18 protein-coding genes and 2 riboswitches are annotated in these 20,933 nt (G+C 30.4%); of the genes, 17 read left to right on the forward strand and 1 reads right to left on the reverse strand.

Features of this window, described 5'->3' with window-relative positions; translation table 11 throughout:
• The 17 genes from FGQ49_RS08205 to pduL all read left to right on the forward strand — a co-directional run.
• Positions 1 to 660 (forward strand): DUF1848 family protein (locus FGQ49_RS08205; protein WP_138269385.1); only part of this gene is annotated, 660 nt, incomplete at its 5' end.
• Between the two features lie 14 nt (positions 661 to 674).
• Positions 675 to 1,679, forward strand: a complete 1,005-nt coding sequence (locus tag FGQ49_RS08210; RefSeq protein ID WP_138269386.1) for an asparaginase — start codon at positions 675 to 677, stop codon at positions 1,677 to 1,679.
• A 176-nt stretch (positions 1,680 to 1,855) separates the two neighbouring features.
• Positions 1,856 to 1,943, forward strand: a riboswitch (glycine riboswitch).
• A gap of 114 nt (positions 1,944 to 2,057) precedes the next feature.
• Positions 2,058 to 3,491 carry an alanine/glycine:cation symporter family protein gene (locus tag FGQ49_RS08215; RefSeq protein ID WP_138269387.1) on the forward strand — a complete coding sequence of 478 codons (1,434 nt, stop codon included), beginning with the start codon at positions 2,058 to 2,060 and terminating at the stop codon, positions 3,489 to 3,491.
• Positions 3,492 to 3,635: 144 nt separating this feature from the next.
• On the forward strand, positions 3,636 to 4,226 hold the full coding sequence (locus tag FGQ49_RS08220; protein ID WP_138269388.1) for an AAA family ATPase: 591 nt from the start codon (positions 3,636 to 3,638) through the stop codon (positions 4,224 to 4,226).
• Positions 4,226 to 5,599: an MATE family efflux transporter gene (locus tag FGQ49_RS08225; protein WP_138269389.1), complete on the forward strand. Its 1,374-nt coding sequence runs from the start codon at positions 4,226 to 4,228 to the stop codon at positions 5,597 to 5,599. The genes FGQ49_RS08220 and FGQ49_RS08225 overlap by 1 nt, the downstream gene beginning before the upstream one ends.
• Before the next feature lie 87 nt (positions 5,600 to 5,686).
• Positions 5,687 to 6,760, forward strand: coding sequence for a tetratricopeptide repeat-containing glycosyltransferase family 2 protein (locus FGQ49_RS08230; protein ID WP_138269390.1), 1,074 nt, complete (start codon positions 5,687 to 5,689; stop codon positions 6,758 to 6,760).
• Positions 6,761 to 6,785: 25 nt separating this feature from the next.
• Positions 6,786 to 8,147, forward strand: a complete 1,362-nt coding sequence (locus tag FGQ49_RS10705; protein WP_279222118.1) for a collagen-like protein — start codon at positions 6,786 to 6,788, stop codon at positions 8,145 to 8,147.
• 61 nt (positions 8,148 to 8,208) lie between these two features.
• A riboswitch (ZMP/ZTP riboswitch) is annotated at positions 8,209 to 8,292 on the forward strand.
• Between the two features lie 39 nt (positions 8,293 to 8,331).
• Positions 8,332 to 9,507 carry a phosphoribosylaminoimidazolecarboxamide formyltransferase gene (locus FGQ49_RS08240; RefSeq protein WP_138269391.1) on the forward strand — a complete coding sequence of 392 codons (1,176 nt, stop codon included), beginning with the start codon at positions 8,332 to 8,334 and terminating at the stop codon, positions 9,505 to 9,507.
• 175 nt (positions 9,508 to 9,682) lie between these two features.
• Entirely contained in the window at positions 9,683 to 12,232 is a 2,550-nt protein-coding gene (locus FGQ49_RS08245; protein WP_138269392.1) for a heavy metal translocating P-type ATPase, read from the forward strand.
• 8 nt (positions 12,233 to 12,240) lie between these two features.
• Positions 12,241 to 12,909, forward strand: coding sequence for a tetratricopeptide repeat protein (locus FGQ49_RS08250; protein WP_138269393.1), 669 nt, complete (start codon positions 12,241 to 12,243; stop codon positions 12,907 to 12,909).
• A 196-nt stretch (positions 12,910 to 13,105) separates the two neighbouring features.
• The gene (trmL, locus tag FGQ49_RS08255) at positions 13,106 to 13,573 is read left to right on the forward strand and encodes a tRNA (uridine(34)/cytosine(34)/5-carboxymethylaminomethyluridine(34)-2'-O)-methyltransferase TrmL (RefSeq protein ID WP_138269394.1); all 468 of its coding nucleotides are present in this window, start codon (positions 13,106 to 13,108) and stop codon (positions 13,571 to 13,573) included.
• Positions 13,574 to 13,623: 50 nt separating this feature from the next.
• Positions 13,624 to 15,327 carry a Na/Pi cotransporter family protein gene (locus tag FGQ49_RS08260; protein WP_138269395.1) on the forward strand — a complete coding sequence of 568 codons (1,704 nt, stop codon included), beginning with the start codon at positions 13,624 to 13,626 and terminating at the stop codon, positions 15,325 to 15,327.
• Between the two features lie 9 nt (positions 15,328 to 15,336).
• Positions 15,337 to 16,257, forward strand: coding sequence for a thioredoxin-disulfide reductase (gene trxB / locus FGQ49_RS08265; protein ID WP_138269396.1), 921 nt, complete (start codon positions 15,337 to 15,339; stop codon positions 16,255 to 16,257).
• 160 nt (positions 16,258 to 16,417) lie between these two features.
• Positions 16,418 to 17,446, forward strand: a complete 1,029-nt coding sequence (locus tag FGQ49_RS08270) for a BMP family ABC transporter substrate-binding protein (protein ID WP_138269397.1) — start codon at positions 16,418 to 16,420, stop codon at positions 17,444 to 17,446.
• A gap of 12 nt (positions 17,447 to 17,458) precedes the next feature.
• Entirely contained in the window at positions 17,459 to 18,526 is a 1,068-nt protein-coding gene (locus FGQ49_RS08275; protein WP_138269398.1) for a branched-chain amino acid aminotransferase, read from the forward strand.
• A 26-nt stretch (positions 18,527 to 18,552) separates the two neighbouring features.
• On the forward strand, positions 18,553 to 19,773 hold the full coding sequence (locus FGQ49_RS08280; RefSeq protein WP_138269399.1) for a peptidase U32 family protein: 1,221 nt from the start codon (positions 18,553 to 18,555) through the stop codon (positions 19,771 to 19,773).
• Between the two features lie 91 nt (positions 19,774 to 19,864).
• Positions 19,865 to 20,437: a phosphate propanoyltransferase gene (pduL, locus tag FGQ49_RS08285; RefSeq protein WP_138269400.1), complete on the forward strand. Its 573-nt coding sequence runs from the start codon at positions 19,865 to 19,867 to the stop codon at positions 20,435 to 20,437.
• Between the two features lie 25 nt (positions 20,438 to 20,462).
• On the opposite strand, the gene FGQ49_RS10400 is transcribed toward pduL, so the two are convergent.
• A partial coding sequence (locus FGQ49_RS10400) for a hypothetical protein (protein WP_171020649.1) occupies positions 20,463 to 20,933 on the reverse strand: 471 nt, incomplete at its 5' end.

Genomic DNA, 20,933 nt, shown 5'->3' on the forward strand with positions numbered 1-20,933 from the left:
AATAATAAAGATGATATTATTGATATATTTAAAAAACTTTCTTTAAAAATAGGAAAGGAAAAAATGATATTAAGATATGATCCAATTTTTATAAATAAAAAATATGATGCAAATTTTCATATATTATTTTTTGATTATTTATGTAAAACTTTAAAGGGTTATACAAATACTGTTGTTATAAGTTTTTTAGATATATATAAGAAAATAATAAAAAGAATAGAAAAATATGATATAAGAACTTTAAATGAAAATGAAATAATGTATATTTGCGAAAACATATCAAAAATAGCTAAAAAGAATAATATGAGGGTAAAAACATGTTCAGAAATAATTGATTTATCAAATTACGGAATTGAGCATGGAAGTTGTATTGATAAAAAACTTATTGAAAAAATTATAGGGTGTGATTTGGATATAAAAAAGGATAAAAATCAAAGAAAAGAATGTGGATGCGTTGAAAGCATAGATGTAGGCTGTTATGATACTTGTCAAAACGGATGTATTTATTGTTATGCAAATCAAAACAGTAAATTAGTAAATAAAATATCAAATTTATATAATGTTAATTCACCTATATTATGCGATAAAATAAATGAAAATGATATAATAAAAAGACGTGAAATAAGATCATTTAAAAATAGTCAATTGAGACTTTTCTAAAATAAGGAGATAAAATGAAAAATATTTTACTTATAGCAGCAGGCGGAACTATTGCATGTATAAACACAGAAAATGGATTAATGCCATATGTTAGGGCAGAAGATATTGTGAAATATATACCAGAAATAAAAAAAATATGTAATCTAACTTTTAAACAGTTATTTAATTTAGATAGTACAAACATTCAGCCTGAGCATTGGTGTCAGATTGCAAATGTAATAAAGGAAGAATATGATAATTATGACGGATTTATAATTACACATGGAACAGATACAATGTCATATACTGCATGTGCATTATCTTATTTGATTCAAAATTCAAAAAAGCCAATAGTAATAACAGGCTCTCAAAAGCCTATTAACGAAACAATAAGCGATGCAAAGAAAAATTTAACAGATAGTATAAGCTTTTGTTTAGATGAACAAAATTATGGAGTTTATGTAGTTTTTGACGGTAAAGTAATTATAGGTACGAGAGCAAGAAAAGTAAGAAGTAAAAGCTACAGTGCTTTTGAAAGTATCAATTATCCTATTTCTGCATTTATTGATGGGGAAAGAATTGTAAAATATGTTGAAAAAAATGAAAAAGAAAGCAGTATAAAATTTTATGATTGTTTAAAACCTTCCGTTTTTGTATTAAAACTTATACCAGGTATTGAACCCGATATACTTGATTATATTATGGATAATTATGATGCTGTAGTTATTGAAAGTTACGGAGTCGGGGGAGTTCCTTTTCATAATAAAAGAAATTTTCTTGATAAATTAAAGAAATATACAAAACAAGGCAAAATTATTGTTATTACAACACAGGTTATGTTTGAAGGAAGCGATGCAAAGCTTTATGAAGTAGGAAAAAATATAATGAAGGAATATAATGTTTTAGAATCTTTTGATATGACCGTTGAAGCTGTATGTATTAAACTTATGTGGATTTTATCTTTAACAAGTGATTTTAATAAAATAAGAGAACTTTTTTATAAAAAAATAAATTTTGACATCTTAACAAAAGAAAATTAAAAAATTATGAAAAAAATGTAATAAATGTTTGAAATTTTCAGAAAGTTCATATATAATAATATGCGTATGAAAATTTAATAATAATTTAGGACAAAAGAAGTTTGTAGGAAAATAGGCTTTGCCTTACCGAAGGAGTAAAACTCTCAGGTATTCAAATTTGAATGAGGACTATAAACGGATGTGGCTCTGGAGAATCTCTATGGAGTGCCGAAGGTGCAAGATGTTTTACATTAATCTCTCAGGCAAAAGGACAGAGTATAATAAAATTATTTTAATATTTTTTATTATGTAATGTTATTTTATTTAGAGTATTAGAGTCAAATATGTTTATTTGGCTCTTTTTTTATCTTTTGTTCTTTATTGGAAAGGTGTTTTAATATGTTGGACAATTTTACTGAACTTCTTGTTAAAATCAATGACTTTGTATGGGGAACTCCTTTGATTGTTTTGATAATGGCAGGGGGAATATTTTTAACTTTAAGATTGGGATTTACTCAAATTCGTAAACTACCTTTGGCTTTAAAGTATATGGTAAAAAATGAAGAAGGCGGAGACGGAGAAGTTACCTCTTTTGGTGCTTTGTGTACAGCCCTTTCAGCAACAATAGGTACAGGTAACATCGTAGGTGTTGCAACCGCAATATGTGCGGGAGGACCTGGTGCATTGTTTTGGATGGAGCTTGCTGCATTTTTCGGTATGGCAACAAAATATTCTGAAGGTCTTTTGGCCGTAAAATACAGAGTTTTGGATAAAGATAATCATGCTCTAGGGGGACCTTTTTATTATATTGAAAGAGGAATGGGTGAAAAATGGAAATGGCTTGCCAAGATATTTGCTTTTTTTGGGATTTGTGTTGGTTTGTTTAGTATAGGGACTTTTACTCAGGTTAATGGTATTGCATCTGCAGTGAATAATTTTTTTGACCCTAATATGGCATGGACTGTTACAATACCCGGTATAGGAACATATTCTTGGACAGTTGTTATTTCATCTTTGATTCTTACAGTTTGTGTTGCACTTGTTTTAATAGGAGGAATTAAAAGAATTGCAAGTGTATCTCAAGTTGTCGTGCCGTTTATGGCTGTTTTGTATTTTGTTGTTTGTCTTATTTTAATGATATGCAATATAACTGAAATTCCAAATGCAATTATGGTTATAATAAAGGGAGCATTTAATCCTTCTGCCGTAACTGGGGGTATAGTTGGTAGTATGATTATTGCGGTACAAAAAGGGGTCGCAAGAGGTATTTTTTCAAATGAATCAGGTCTTGGATCTGCTCCTATAGCCGCAGCTGCCGCTAAAACAAAAGAACCTGCAAGACAAGGTTTGGTTTCAATGACAGGAACATTTATAGATACAATAATAATATGTACTATGACAGGATTATCTATAATCTTGACAGGAGCGTGGCAAGTGAGTGGGCTTGAAGGAGTTGAAGTAACTACATATGCATTTAATAACGGACTTCCTTTTTCTCCACAAATATCATCATTTATATTAATGATTTGTCTTGTATTCTTTGCTTTTACAACTATTTTAGGTTGGGATTATTATTCTGAAAGATGTCTTGAATATTTAAACGGCGGAAACAAAAAAGCATTACTTACATTTAGATGGATTTATATTTTAGCAATATTTATTGGTCCATATATGACAGTAAAAGCTGTTTGGACAATTGCTGATATATTTAATGGTTTAATGGCAGTTCCAAATATGATTGCACTATTTGCATTAAGCGGTGTAGTCGTTAGTGAAACAAAGAAATATTTTGATAAAATGAAAAAAGAAAAAGAATCTAAAGTTGAGGCTTAGTAATTTTAAAAGAAAGAGTGAAAACTCTTTCTTTTTTTTTGCTTAAGTTGCTTTGTTGACAAAAAAATTTTTTTATCATAGAATTAAAAATAATAAAAAATTATATAAAAATGTGTTCGTGTTTATGGAATGGGAGGTGTAAATATGAATACAGTTATTACAATAGGAAGAGAATACGGTTCAGGAGGACGTCTTATAGCAAAAAAAGTTTCTAAACTTTTAGATATTCCTTTTTATGATGAGGAACTTATAAATTTAATTGTTCAAGAAACAGGTCTTGCAGCTGATTTTATAAGAAATGCTGATACAAGAAATCCAATAGGATGTTTTTCAAATTTGAGTTTTAGTTATGATAATTTACCTGTTGAGGGACAGCTTCTTGTTTCAGAAGCAGATATTATAAAAAAAGTGGCAGATAAAGGACCTTGTATTATTGTTGGTCTTTGCGCTGACTATATTCTAAGACACAAAGAAAATTGTGCAAGAATATTCGTAAGTGCACCATTTGAAGAAAGAGTGAAACGTGTTAAGGAAGATTATCACGTAGAACAAAAAAATATTGAAAATTATGTAACAAAAATAGATAAATCTAGAGCTAAATATTATAATTATATTACAGATGAAAAATGGAATGTAGCAAAAAATTATGATATGGTTTTAAACAGCACAATAGGTTTGGATGAATGTGCACAGCTGATAAAAGCGTTAGTTGAAATAAAGGAGAATAAAGCTTAATGGATGAAAAAGAGCTTGTTATAGACAAAAGAAAAGAGAATAAAATGGGGGTAATGCCTGTAAACAAGTTACTTGTTACTATGTCACTTCCTATGATGGCATCAATGCTTATACAGGCTTTATATAACATTGTTGACAGTATGTTTGTTGCGATGTTAAGCGAAAATGCATTAACTGCGGTATCTTTGGCTTTCCCGATACAAAACTTTATGATTGCAGTTGCAGTAGGTACGGGAGTAGGTGTTAATGCTTATTTATCAAAATGTCTTGGAGAGAAGGAGTTTGATAAGGCAAATCAAGCTGCAAAAACAGCAATATTTCTTGCAGCAATTAATTATATTATATTTTTAATATTTGGAATTTTTGGTTCAAGAGCCTTTTTCCTTTCTCAGACAAATATAACAGATATTGTAAATGACGGAACAATTTATTTAACCATATGTACCGTTTTATCTTTTGGAGTATTCTTTCAAATAGCATTTGAAAGACTGTTACAATCTACGGGAAAAACAGTTTATAATATGTATATGCAAGGTCTTGGCGCAATAATAAATATAATATTAGACCCTATAATGATATTTGGTTTATTTGGATTTCCAAAAATGGGAGTTGCGGGAGCTGCTCTTGCTACAGTAACGGGACAAATTATAGCTGCTATTGTTGGGTTTTTGTTTAATCATTATAAGAATCACGAGATAGATATAAATTTAAAGGGATATAGACCTAATTTATCCATTATAAAAAGGATTTATTCTGTTGGTATTCCTTCGATTATCTTATCATCTTTATCTTCAGTTATGACCTTTGGAATGAATAAGATTTTAATTACATTTTCATCTACGGCAACAGCGGTTTTTGGAGTATATTTCAAACTTCAAAGTTTCGTATTTATGCCTGTGTTTGGATTAAATAACGGTATGGTACCTATTATATCGTACAATTACGGAGCTAGAAAGAAAGAAAGAATAATGAAAACTTTCAAACTTAGCATTTTTTATGCCGTTGGGATTATGTTTGTAGGTTTTTTACTATTCTTGTTCTTCCCAAAAGAACTTCTCTCTATATTTAATGCTTCAAATACAATGATGAGTATAGGTGTTCCTGCACTTAGAATAATAGGAATAAGTTTTGTATTTGCAGGTTTTAGTATTTGTACTCTTTCTATGTGTCAGGCTTTAGGGCATGGGTTGGAAAGTTTACTTATATCAGGAATAAGACAGCTTGTTGTTCTTCTTCCTGTCGCTTATGTGCTTTCAAAAATAGGAGGACTTAATTTAATATGGTGGTCTTTTCCTTTTGCAGAGATTATCGCCGTATTCCTTTGTGTCTTCTTCTTATCGAGAATATACCAAAAAGAAATTAAGAATTTATAAAATAAAGGGTATTTACCCTTTATTTTTTTTAACGTTTTTTCATCATATTTCATATTATATATAAACTCTCAAAAAGGAGGTTTTGTTTTGGTAAGAATAAGTTTATGTATGATAGTAAAAGATGAAGAAAGTGTTTTAAAAAGATGTTTAAAAAGCATTAAAGATATTGTTGATGAAATTATCATAGTGGATACAGGTTCGAAGGATAGAACAAAAGAAATTGCAAAAGAATTCACAAATAAAATATATGATTATGAATGGGTAGATAATTTTTCAAATGCAAGAAATTTTTCTTTTTCAAAAGCTACAAAAGAATATATTTTATGGCTTGATGCAGATGATGTAATACTTGATGAAGATAAAAAGAAATTCATAAAAATGAAAGAAAACATGAGTAATGATATAGATGTTGTAATGATGAAATATAATACGTCGTTTGATGAAAATGGCAATGTCATTTTTTCATATTACAGGGAAAGATTAATAAAAAATATTCATAAGGATATGTGGAACGGTTATGTTCATGAGGCAATAGTTCCTTTTGGAAAAATAGAATATTCTAATATTGCCGTTACTCATAAAAAAATAAAGAAAAGCTACAGTGACAGAAATATAAAAATATTTGAAAAATTATTAAATAACGGGGTTGTTTTTTCTCCAAGAGAACTATTTTATTATAGCAGGGAACTTCTTTATCACAATAAATTTAATAATGCAATTGATGGATTTGAAAAGTTTTTAAATATGGATAACGGATTTTTGGAAAATAAAATTGATGCTTTAAGGATGATGTCTTATTGTTATAAAAATATAGGACAAACAGATAAAGAAATTGAAGTATTGTTTAGGACATTTAAGTATGATACTCCAAGAGCGGAAGTTTGTTGTGATATAGGAAATTATTTTGTTAATATAAATAGATACAATGATGCAATTTATTGGTATAAATCGGCACTTAATTGTAGTAGAAAGGATACTTTAGGGGGATTTATTTTAGAAGATTGTTATGGATATATTCCTTTAATTCAACTTTGTGTATGTTATGACAAAATCGGTAACACAAATTTAGCAAATGAATATAATGAATTAGCAGGCATTATAAAGCCTGCTGGTAGAGAATATATGATAAACAGAGAATACTTTAAAAATATATTTTCTTAAAAGTAAAATAAGGAGTGAAAATATAATGTATGATTTTGATTATAACAGTTTTTTAGAAGGTAACGATAATTCAAATTGTTGTAAACATTCTAAAAAAAATAATTCATGCAGTATGAAATCAAATGAATATTATCCCTATACAAATAATAATCAATCTTCTTGCTGTTATACTCCCAAAAGTCATAATTGCTGCGTAGTAACCGGCCCAACGGGGGCAACAGGAGCTACAGGTCCGAGAGGTCCAAGAGGGTGTCCAGGACCAACAGGGGCAACTGGTGCAACCGGACCACAAGGACCAAATGGTAATAGTATAATAGGTCCTACAGGAGCAACTGGTGTTACAGGTCCAACAGGCCCAACCGGCCCAACGGGAGCTACAGGAGCAACAGGTTCAGGGGCGACAGGTCCAACCGGCCCACAGGGACCACAAGGACCTCAAGGGATACAAGGTCCTACAGGTGCAGGTGTAACAGGAGCAACGGGACCAACAGGAGCTCAAGGTCCCCAAGGTCCCCAAGGTGTTCAAGGTCCTACAGGAGCAACAGGTGTTACAGGTCCAAGTGGAGAGACTGGTGTTACGGGTCCTACAGGAGCAACAGGTGTTACAGGTCCAAGTGGAGCGACTGGTGTTACGGGTCCTACAGGCCCAACAGGACCAACAGGTCCAAGCGGAGTAACTGGAGTTACAGGTTCGACAGGCCCAATAGGACCAACAGGCCCAAGTGGAGCAACTGGTGTTACGGGTCCGACAGGCCCAACAGGCCCAACAGGTCCAAGCGGAAATAACGGTCAAGCTGCTACATTAAGTGTTGGAACAGTTACAACTTCTGCGCCTGGTACTTCTGCTACTGTTACAAATTCAGGAACACCTCAAAATGCGGTTTTTAATTTTGCAATTCCAAGGGGCGCAACCGGTATAACAGGAGCAACTGGCGCAACAGGTGCCACAGGCGCAAGCAGTTTGGATAATCCTCAAATATTATGTGCAATTGATTCTGCACCACAACCAACAACCGCAAATCAACCTATTCAATTTAACAGTAATTATTTAAGTAGTGGTAGTGCAATAACTCATAATACAAATTCAACCAATATAACAATTTCGCAAAATGGTATTTATCAAGTAAACTTTAATGCTTCTGCAGGAACTTCAGGTTCTTCTTCTGCAATAAGTATTGCTTTATATAAAGATGGAAACGCAGTAAATAGTGCAGTAACAAGACAATCATTGTCAGGTTCCGGTAACTATGCAAATATGTCTTTTTCTACACCAATTTCAGTTACTTCAACACCTTGTGTTTTAACTGTTGTTCCTGACAGCAGTGGTTTTACTTTAAGTGATGCTTCAATTAATGTTTATAAAATAGGAAATGTAAGCAGTAATTAAATGACTAAATAAAATGTTTTATGTAAATTATTGACTTAAAAATAAAAAAATGTTATTCTATTTTATGTTATACGACTGACGGAATAGTGGAATTAACCACATGAAGTATAATGATTATTATGAGCCGACCGTCTGGGCAAGAGTCCGGATTGGTGGGCTATTTATTGTTTTAGGAGTGTAACAAATGAAAGAAATACAATTAAAGTATGGATGTAACCCAAATCAAAAACCTGCAAGAGTTTATATGGAAGACGGAGATTTACCGATTACGGTTTTAAATGGTAATCCTGGATACATTAATCTTCTTGATGCTTTTAACAGCTATCAATTAGTTAAGGAATTAAAAGAAGCAACAGGGCTTCCTTCTGCGGCATCTTTTAAACACGTTTCACCTGCCGGTGCTGCGGTTGGTTTGGAACTTGATGAAACATTGAAAAAAATGTATTTTGTTGATGAAAACATAAAACTTACAGGTATAGCAAATGCTTATATAAGAGCAAGAGGAGCTGATAGAATGTCTTCTTATGGTGATTTTGCCGCATTGTCTGATGAATGTGATGAAGCAACTGCACTTTATTTATCAAAAGAAGTTTCTGATGGCATTATTGCTCCTTCATATTCAAAAGAAGCTTTAGAAATATTAAAGAAAAAGAAAAAAGGAAACTATCTTGTTATAAAAAATGATAAAAATTATGTTCCAAAAGAAATAGAAAGAAAAGAAGTTTTTGGTATAACTTTTGAACAAGGCAGAAACAATATAAAAATAAATGAAGATATGCTTGAAAATATTGTTACTGAAAACAAAGATATGACTGAAAGTGCAAAAAGAGATTTAATAATTTCTTTAATAACTTTAAAATATACGCAGTCAAATTCAGTATGTTATGTAAAAGATGGACAAGCAATAGGTATAGGAGCAGGTCAACAATCAAGAATACATTGTACAAGACTTGCAGGGAATAAGGCTGATACATGGTTTTTAAGAAGCCACGATAAAGTTTTAAACTTACCTTTTAAAGAAGGCTTAAGAAGGGCAGACAGAGATAATGCTATTGACGTATATATTTCAGAGGAACATGATGACATATTAAGAGACGGAAGCTGGGAAAATGTATTTACTAAAAAACCAGAAGTATTAACAATGGAAGAAAAAAAAGAGTATTTAGCTAAAATGACAGATGTATGTCTTGGTTCAGATGCTTTCTTCCCATTTGGTGATAATATAGAAAGAGCATATAAAAGCGGAGTTAAATATATTGCTGAAGCAGGCGGCTCAATAAGAGACGATAATGTAATAGATACTTGTAACAAATATAACATGGTAATGTCTTTTATCGGTACAAGATTATTCCATCATTAAAGATAACCTCAATATGGGTTATCTTTTTTTTATATTTACTTGTTTGTTATTGCTAACATGGTGTATAATATTTATATAAAAAAAGATATTTCCTATTGACATTATAGGATTAAGTGTTATACTTTTTTTAGAATAATTAGCATATGTTAAAAACTCTAAATAGAAGGAGCATGTTATGAAAAAGGAAAAATATGATATTACCGGCATGAGTTGTTCTGCTTGTTCGTCAAGAATAGAAAAGACATTAAGTAAAAAAGACGGAGTAGAAGAAGTAAGTGTTAATCTTCTTACAAACAGCATGAATATTTCTTATGATGAAAATATATTAAATACTGATGATATAGTAGCTGAAGTAAAAGAAATAGGTTATGGTGCTAACGTACATGGGGAAAAATCAGGTGCTTCAAAAGTTAAAAAAGATATTAGTATAAATAATGATGATGAAATAAAGTATATGAAAAAAAGGCTTATAATTTCATTTTGTTTTTTAATTCCACTTATGTATATTGCAATGTATCATATGTTTGACGGTTTCTTAGGTTTAAAGACACCTGATTTTATAATGAATTTATTTCATGGAAGTAAAAATGCCATAAATTTTGCTTTTATTCAATTTTTACTGGTTTTACCTATAATGTATATGAACAGAAAGTATTATACTGTTGGATTTAAAACATTTTTCAAAGGTAGTCCAAATATGGATAGTCTTATTGCTATTGGTTCTATGGCTGCTGTTGTGTATGGTGTTTTTGCAATATTTATGATTGGTCATGGTCTTGGTTATGGAGATTTGGAACTTGTTAATAAATATAGTACAAATTTATATTTTGAATCAGGAGGAATGATATTAACGCTTATAACTTTGGGAAAATTTTTGGAAACAAAGTCAAAGGGGAAAACAAGTGAAGCTATTTCAAAACTTATGAATTTAGCTCCAAAAATGGCAGTTGTAGAACGAAATGGAGAAGAAATGGAAATATCTGCCGATGATGTTATAAAAGGTGATATTGTAATTGTAAAACCCGGAAGCAGTTTTCCTGTTGACGGAATAATCGTAAATGGAAATACAAGTGTTGATGAATCAATGATAACAGGAGAAAGCATACCTGTTGAAAAATCAGTGGGAGATAAAGTAATTGGTGCAACAATAAACAAATCAGGGTTTGTAAAATTTGAAGCGACTAATGTAAGCGAAGATACTACAATTAATAAAATTATAAAGCTTGTAGAAGAAGCAAGTTCTTCAAAAGCCCCTATTGCAAAAATGGCTGATAAAATAGCTGGAGTGTTTGTTCCTGTTGTTATAACTATTTCTTTAATATCCATGATAGTATGGTTACTTATTGGTCAAAGCTTTGAATTTGCTTTGTCAATAGCCATTTCTGTTTTGGTTATTTCTTGTCCTTGTGCTCTTGGGCTTGCGACTCCTGTTGCAATAATGGTTGGAACCGGTAAAGGAGCTCAAAACGGAATACTTATAAAGTCAGGGGAAGCTTTAGAAATTGCACATAGTATAGATACCGTAGTTCTTGATAAAACAGGAACAATAACAAAAGGAGAACCTATTGTTACAGATGTTTTAAATTTTGATATCCCAAAAGAAGAACTTTTAAGCATTGCATATTCTCTTGAAGTAAGCAGTGAGCATCCTCTTGCAGAATCAATAGTTAAATATGCTAAAGATAATAATATAAACACTATTCAAAATGAAGATTTTGAGGCTATATTTGGAAAAGGTGTTAAAGCAAAAATAAATTCAAAAATGTATTTTGCAGGAAATGCATCTTTAATGAATGACATAAATGTAGATATATCTATATATGAAAAAACAATAAATGCTCTTGCGGATGAGGGAAAAACACCTTTAATTTTTGCAAATGAGGAAGAGGTAATTGGAATTATTGCGGTAGCTGATATTGAAAAAGAAAGCAGTAAAGAAGCAATTGAGAAGTTTAAAAATATGGGAATAGATGTTGTAATGCTTACTGGAGATAATGAAAGAACAGCAAAAGCAGTGCAAAAAAGGCTTTCTATTCCAAAAGTAATAGCCCAGGTTTTACCTGATGAAAAAGAAGCAAAAGTAGTAAGTATTCAAAAAGAAGGTAAAAAAGTTGCAATGGTTGGAGATGGGATAAATGATGCTCCTGCTCTTGCCAGAGCTGATGTTGGTATTGCCATAGGTGCTGGAACTGATGTTGCAATAGAAAGTGCAGACATAGTTCTTATGAAAAACAGTTTACTTGACGTTGTAAATGCTATAAAATTAAGTAAAGCAGTTATAAAAAATATAAAAGAAAATTTGTTTTGGGCATTTTTCTATAATAGTATAGGTATACCTTTAGCAAGTGGATTATTTTATACAGCTTTAGGATGGAAATTAAATCCTATGTTTGGTGCAGCTGCGATGAGTCTTAGCAGCGTATGTGTTGTAACAAATGCATTAAGACTTAAATTTATAAAGTTTGATAATGAAGATAATAAAGATGAAAAAGGAGAAGAAACAAAAATGAGCAAAAATGAAAAACAACTTGTAATCGAAGGAATGATGTGTCCTCACTGTAGTATGACAGTTGAAAAGAAACTTAAAGAAATTGATGGTGTAGAGGAATGTAGTGTTGATTTAGACAAAAAAAGTGCTTATGTTACATTAAGTAAAGATATTAATGATGAAGTATTTAAAAAAGTTATCACTGATGCAGGATATGAACTTATTGAAATAAAATAGTAAGTAAAATGAAAACATTAAAAAAGATATTTGTTTTTATAATATGCTTTTGTATCCTTGTTTCCTTTTGTTCTTTCAAAAAAGATATAGATGCTGATTCAAATTATGAACTTGGATTATCGTACTTTAAAAAACAGGATTTTTATAATACTATTGAAACATTAAAAGTTATAACTGACAATAATTTATCTTTAAATAAACATAAAAGTGATGAAGCAAATATGTATTATATGATAGGCTATTCATATTGGCAGTTAAAAAGATTTGATACTGCAACTGCATATATGGAAAAAGCAAATGAACTTGATAATAACAATGAAGAATATAAACAAGTTATGGGAAGACTTTATTATATTGTTGATGAGTTTGAGAAATCAAGACAATGTTATGAAGGTGTTTTAAAAATAAACAGTAAAAATGAAAAAGCATATTATAATCTTGGACTGATATCCTTAAAAGAAAGTCCTATGGATACAAAAAATGCAAAAAATTACTTTGAAAAAGCAACCAATTTATATCCTGAATATGCAATGGCTTATGCAGGAATGGCTATGGCATATTATTTTGAAGGAAATAAAGAAAAGACAAATTATTATTTACAAAAAGCTATTGACTTTGGATATAACGATTTACCAGTCATAAAACAAATTCAAAATGGAGAATTAACCAAACCGTAAAAAACACAGAAATATTCTGTGTTTTTTTTTATTTTTTAAGAAATAATATAATATATTTAAAGAAAAAAATAAAAAAATTTTGCATTTTATGTAAAATTTAAGTAAAATAAATATAAATACATAGTAAAATAAATTTAAAATATGATATATTATTTAAGATTTTTTTAATTTTATATAAGAAAAACGGAGATAATTTATGTTTAATATAGTTTTATTTAATCCTGAAATTCCACAAAATACAGGTAATATAGTAAGAACCTGTGCTGTAACAAATTCAAGACTTCACTTAATTAAACCTTTGGGTTTTAGTATAAGAGACAAGCATTTAAAAAGAGCCGGTCTTGATTATTGGAATGAAGCAGACATACAAGTTTATGAAAATTTTGATGATTTTTTGGAAAAGAATGATATAAAAAATTTATATTTACTTACAACAAAGGGAGATAAAAATTATTCTTCTTTTAGTTTTTGTGATAATGACTATTTTATGTTCGGGTCTGAAACAAAGGGGCTTCCGGATTTTATACACGAAAAATATAAGGATACAAGACTAAGGATACCTATGATACCAAAAGAGAATGCGAGATGTTTAAATTTATCCAACAGTGTTTGTGTAATTTTATATGAAGCCTTAAGACAGACAGAATTTAAACATATGAAATAAAACAAACTAAAAATTAAATCAAACATTTATGTTATTGGGAGGAAATTGTTATGAGTGTTATGATGTTAATCCAGCTTTTCGGAGGTCTTGGGCTTTTTTTGTATGGAATGGATTTGATGGGGGAAGGATTAAAAAAAGCCGCAGGTAATAAATTAAGAGATATTCTAAATAAAGTTACCAGCAACCCTATAAAAGCTCTTGCACTTGGTACTATTGTTACAATGATTATACAAAGTTCATCTGCCACAACAGTTTTGGTTGTAGGTCTTGTTAATGCAAACTTAATGAGCCTTGTTCAAGCTGCAGGTGTAATTCTTGGGGCTGATATCGGTACTACAATAACAGGTCAAATTATAGCTTTAAATTTGTCAGAATATGCTCCTTTATTTATCGGTCTTGGTGCAGCAATAAGAATGTTTTCAAAGAAGGATAAAACAATTCATATAAGTGAATGTATACTTGGTTTTGGTATTTTATTTTTTGGAATAAGTGTTATGTCTGATGTTTTAAAGCCTCTTGCAAATAATCCTGTATTTACAAATATGCTTATAAGTTTAGGCAAATATCCTATTTTAGGGATGTTCGCAGGTGTGTTTGTTACTGCTGTTATTCAATCTTCTTCAGCATCAATCGGTTTACTTCAAGCACTTGCTCTTGGTGGTGCGTTTGCAGGTGTAGAAGGTTATGAAGCTTTAGGCGTTTTAATTCCGATTGTTCTTGGTATGAATATAGGAACATGTGCAACTGCTATGATTGCAATGATAGGTGTAGACAGACAAGCTAAACAAGCTGCTGTTTTCCATTTGATAACAAAAACAATAGGGGTAATTTGGATGATGACATTATTATTCCTTACAGGTTCATTCTCTGCAAATGGTGACAGTTTTGTATTTAACTTTATTCTTGATATTTCTGGAAGTGATCCTACAAAACAAATTGCAAACTTCCATACAATATTTAATGTATGTAATGCATGCTTATTATTATTCTTAAGTAAGCCTATAATATCATTTATTGAAAAAATTCTTCCTGTTAAGAAAGAAACTAACGAAGAAGAAGGTTTTGAATTAAAATTAAATGATATTTTGTTAGAAAACCCTGCTTTTGCCGTTTCAGAAGTATTAAATGAAGTAGAAACAATGGCAGAGCTTGCGTATAAATCAGTAAATCTTGCTTCTGATGCTTGTATAAATGATAAATATGACAATGAAGAAGAAGTTAAAATGCTTGAAAATTTAATTAACAAATATGAAACAGGTATCGCAGATTTTGTTATTAAGATTTCCGCATTGGATGCGAGCATACAAAGTGCAGATTTTACGGTTCATTTGCATCAAGTAATACATGATATAGAAAGAATCGGTGATTACTGTATGAGTATGATTAGAATTTCTCATCTAAAAAAAGAAGAAAATACAGTATTTAGTGAAAATGCAACAAATGAACTTATGGAAATGTATGAAATGGTAAAAAATAATTTAAGATGTGCTATAGATGCATTCAAGGAAAAAGATATTGCAAAAGCCGTTAAAACGGATTTGGTTGAAGAACAAATTGATAAAAAAGAAGATGAATTAAGGATGGCACATATAGACAGATTAAATAGAAAAGCTTGCACACCGGAAGCAGGTGTAGTATACTTTGACATAGTGGCAGACTTAGAAAGAATAGGTGATTATACTGCCCATATAGGAAGCTTTGTTAAAGAATATGTTGAACTTTTATCTAAAAGACAATTTGATATGCTTCCATAGGAGGTTAAAATGAAATATGATGTAATAATTATTGGTGCCGGTCCTGCCGGACTAAGTGCAGGTCTTTATGCTTCAAGGGCAACTTTAAATACTTTAATTATAGAAAAAGCTGTGGTTGGCGGACAAATTACAACAACTACTGAAATTGAAAATTACCCTGGAGCAAGCGAAGTAACAGGGCCTGAGCTTGTTGACAAAATGAAAGAACAATGTTTAAACTTTGGTGCAAAGATAATAAATGATGAAGTTTTAAGCGTTGAGAAAAAAGATGATGGATTGTTTTATGTTAAGGCAAACAAAGATGAATATATTGCAAAAAGCTGTATTATTGCTTCCGGTTCTTCTCCAAGAGAACTTGGAATTAAAGGTGAAAGAGAATATAGAGGAATGGGTGTTTCCTATTGTGCAACATGTGATGCAATGTTTTTTACAGGATTTGAAGTTTGTGTTGTAGGTGGAGGAGATACTGCGTTAAAAGAAGCAATATATTTAACAAAATTTGCAAAAAAAGTTACCATAATTCATAGAAGAGATGAATTTAGAGGAGGAAAAAGCTGGGAAAAGAAAGCAAGAGAAAATGAAAAAATCCATTTCCTTTTGAGTCATGAACCTGTAGAAATAATTGGTGAAAATGGAATGGTAACAGCAATAAAACTTAAAAACAAAAAAACAGGGGAGATTTATGATTATAAAACAGACGGAGTGTTCATGTTTGTAGGTCATAATCCTAACAGCGATTTAGTTAAAAACATGGTTGAAGTTGATGAAAATGGCTATATAATAACAGATGACTCTCTTCAAACTTCAATAAAAGGATTGTTTGTTGCTGGAGATGTAAGGAAAAAATCTTTAAGACAAGTTGTTACAGCGGCTTCAGACGGAGCAATTTGTGCAACAGGGGCAGAAGAGTTTATTGATGAATTAAATTAAAAAAGTGTTATTTTAATAACACTTTTTTTTATTTATATTTTTTATTAAAATGATTTATAAATATAAAAATTAATATTATAAAAAACTTGAAAAAAATATGAAAAAAGCATAAAATAAATATATTATACAGATATAAGTATAAATAATTAAGAGGTTAAAAATGAAAAAATTTATTAGCATAATAATGGCTTTATTTTTTGCCCTGACATTGTTTGGATGTGGAGGAAGTAAAAAAGAAAGCGCAGTAAACAGTAAAAATGGTAAAGAATATAAAATAGCATATATGACTGATACATACGGAGCAGAAGAAAGTTTTAACAAACAAGTTATTGAAGGTATTAATGAATCTTTTGGAAATTATGAATATAGTTTGGATATTTATACTCCAAAGACAAATACTGAATATGAATCAATGGCAACATCAGTTCTTTCTGCTTCTCAATATGACCTAGTTGTGTCTAATTCATCGGCTGTATGTTCTGCTCTTCTTGCCGCTCAAAGCGAATACTCAGGTAGTAATTTAGGTTTTATTGGTTATAATGATGAAACAAATAATGCAATGAGTATTACTTTTAAAAATGAAGAAGCAGCTTTTTTAGCCGGAGTTCTAGCAGCATTGGAAACAAAAAGCAATGTTTTGGGATATGTAGGAGCTTATAATGATAGAGATCTTGATTATGAATATGGTTTCTTAAGCGGTGTAAAAGCAGTTAATTCTAAAATTAAAGTTAAAAAAGAGTATATTAATTCTTATATGAGTGCTGAAGAAGCAGAAAAGGTAGCTGAAAAATTATATAATGAAAAAGCTGATGTAGTATTTACCGTATGCGGAGCCGGAGCAATAGGTGTAAATAATGTTGCTAAAGAAAAAGGCTTTAAAGTTATTGATTCAGATTTATATAATAAATCTGATAATGAAATAAAACTTGCACAAATAAACAAGGATTATAAAAGTGCAGTAATTTCAATTTGTGATGCCGTAATCTTTGAATCATATTCAAAAAGTTGTAGTGATTTAAGTGTACTAGACTCTGTAATAGATTTAAAGTTAAATCAGACTTTTTTTGATCAAAGTTCAAATGAATATACTACTATAGAAAAAGTAAAAAAAGATATGGCAACAAAGAATTTAGTTATTCCAACGGACGAAAAGTCTTTTAAGGCTTTTAAATATAACATTAACGATTAAGGAGAGATTAAAATGGATATAAAATATGAATTGGTAGAACAAAGAAAAGTAAAACCGGATCAAAACAATTTAGGTTTTGGTAATTATTTTACAGACCATATGTTTGTTATGGACTATACAGAAGGAAAAGGCTGGCATGATGCTAGAATCGTACCATATGGTCCTTTAGCTGTTGATCCTGCAACAATGGTTTTACATTATGCACAAGAAACTTTTGAAGGTTTAAAAGCATACAGAAATGAAAAAGGTGAAATATTATTATTTAGACCTGAAATGAATGCAAGAAGAATGATTAATTCAAATAAAAGAATTTGTATGCCAGGTGTGCCTGAAGATATGTTTATTGAAGCAGTTGAAGCATTGGTAAAATGTGAAAAAGATTGGGTTCCTACAAAAGAAGAAACTTCTTTATACATAAGACCTTTTATGTATGCCAGTGAAGCAAGTGTTGGTGTGCACCCTGCAAAAACATACAAATTCATTATTATTTTATCACCTGTTGGAGCTTATTATCCGGAAGGTGTTAACCCTGTAAAAATTTGGGTAGAAGATGAATATGTAAGAGCCGTAAAAGGTGGTACTGGTTTTACAAAATGCGGTGGTAACTATGCTGCAAGTATAGCCGCACAAGTTAAAGCAGAAGAAAATGGTTATACACAAGTACTTTGGTTAGATGGTGTACACAGAAAATACGTTGAAGAAGTTGGAACAATGAATGCAATGTTTGTAATTGACGGTAAAGTTGTTACAGCAGCTCTTGAAGGTTCTGTTCTTCCAGGTGTTACACGTGATTCTATAATTCATATTTTAAAAGACTGGGGTTATGATGTTGAAGAAAGAGATTTAAGCATTGACGAATTAATGGAAGCAGGAAGAAATGGAAAATTAACAGAAGCTTTTGGTACAGGTACTGCTGCCGTAATCTCTCCAATCGGTGAATTATGTTATAAAGGCGAAAAAATCGAAATTAATGGATTCAAAACAGGGGATTTAACACAAAAATTATATGATACTCTAACAGGTATACAATGGGGTAAATTAGAAGATAAATATAATTGGACAAGAAAAATTAATTTATAATTTAATATAGAAAAGGAAATAAAAATATGAGTGAATTACTTGCTCCTGCTGGAGATTTAGAAAAATTAAAATATGCTTTTACCTATGGTGCCGATGCGGTATATTTAGGTGGGAAAAGTTTTTCGATGCGTGCTAATGCAGGGAATTTTACAATTGATGAAATTCGTGAAGGAGCACAGTTTGCCCATGAAAGAAATAAAAAAGTATATGTTACAATAAATATTTTAGCTAGAAATTATGATTTTATTGACCTTTCAAAATATATAAAAGAACTTGACAAGGCCGGGGTTGATGGTATTATTGCCGCTGACCCCGGAGTTATTATGACAATAAGAGATACTCTTCCTGATATGAAGATTTCAATATCTACACAACAAAGTACTACAAATTATAAAAGTATGGAGTTTTGGAAAAGAAATAAAGTTAATAGAGTAGTTTTAGCAAGAGAGCTTTCTTTTAATGATGTTAAAGAAGTTTGTGCTAATAAACCTGATGGAATGGAAGTAGAAATGTTTGTTCATGGTGCAATGTGTATTTCTTATTCCGGAAGATGCTTATTAAGTAATTATTTAACTGGCAGAGATGCAAATAGAGGAGACTGCGCACAACCTTGCAGATGGAAATATTCTCTTGTTGAAAGTACAAGACCGGGAGAAGAATTTCCTATTGAAGAACATAAAGAAGGAAGTTTTATTTTTAATTCAAAAGATTTATGTTTAATTAATCATATACATGAACTTATTGAAGCCGGTGTAGATAGTTTTAAAATTGAAGGAAGAATGAAGAGCATTTTCTATGTTTCAACCGTTGTAAATGCTTATAGAAATGCTATAGATTCTTACGAAAGAGATAGAGAAAATTATAAGGTTGATCCTAGTTTATATGAAGAACTTACAAAAGTAAGTCACAGACAATATACTGAAGGTTTCTTCTATGGAAATGCTGATTCTACTTCTCAAAATTATGGAACAAGTTCATATACAAGAAATTATGATTTTGTTGCTCAAGTAATTGGGTATAACGAAGAAAAGGGTATGTACGAAATTGAACAAAGAAATAAATTCTTTATTGGTGATGAACTTGAACTTGTAAGACCAAGAGAAAAAAGCGTAACATTTAAAATTTCAGAAATGTATAACGAGAAAGGGGAAGCCGTAGAAAGCACTCCTCATCCAAAAGAAAGATTGTTTATTAAAACCGACGGAGTTATATTAAAAGAATTTGAACTTATAAGAAAAAGATTATAAGTTTTTAAAAAATATGTACAAATTTTGTGATTTGTGATAGAATATTCGTGGTAAACATATAAATTATTTATTGAAGGAGAATTATAGATAGATGAAAACTAAAGTACCTGTAGGTCTTTCAAATAAACACGTTCATCTTAGTAGAAAAGATATAGATGCTTTATTTGGTGAAGGCTATGAATTAACTATAAAAAAACCTATTTCTCAACCCGGACAATTCGCTGCAGAAGAATTTGTTGATGTTGTAGGTCCAAAAGGTACGATAAAAATGAGAGTTCTTGGTCCTGCAAGACCTCATGCACAAATCGAAATTTTAGCAAGCGATACTTTTAAACTTGGCGTACCTAAAGTAATCAGAGATTCTTGGGATTTAGACGGAACACCAGGATGTATTTTAAGAGGTCCTAAAGGTGAAGTTGAAATTGATAAAGGGGTTATAGTTGCAAGCAGACATATTCATATGACTATACCTCAAGCTAGAGAATACGGCGTTAAAGACGGAGATATCGTTAAAGTTAGAGTCCCTGGAGAAAGAGGTTTAATTTTTGAAAATGTATTAATTAGATCTAATGAAAGATGTGGACTTGAAATGCATATTGATATTGAAGAAGGTAATGCTGCAGGATGTAAAAATGGCGATATGCTTGAAATTATTAGAGACTAAAAAAGACTGCTTATGCAGTCTTTTTTTATTTATTGTTTGGAGTCATTGTCAAAATTTCAGTACCATCTTTTGTATCTTTCATTTTATAAATTATTTTATCATCTTCATAAGATACTTCTCCATATGGAATACCCTCTTTAGTATATTTATATTCAATTGAATTTAATTTATCCCACAAATTGGTACTTACTGTTTTTGGATTATTATTTTGTCTCCATATAGCAGTTTGTATCATATTTGTATATCCTGAATATTTTTTAATTAAAGTTTCATATTCGTTATCAGATTCTGTATTAATCCAATTGTATGAAATTTCAATTTTTTCTATTTCTTTATAATTTGAAGAAGGATAAATAATTATTTTTAAATCATTTTTGTCATCAATTACGAGTTCGAAATAACCTTTACTATCATCAAAAGTTACATCTTCAAGCAAATCTATTGTTGTATCGTTAAATTTATTTTTAAATATACTTTCGTTTATATAATTTGTTGT

It is taken from the genome of Anaerofustis stercorihominis (assembly GCF_005844425.1).
Lineage (GTDB): Bacteria > Bacillota > Clostridia > Eubacteriales > Anaerofustaceae > Anaerofustis > Anaerofustis butyriciformans.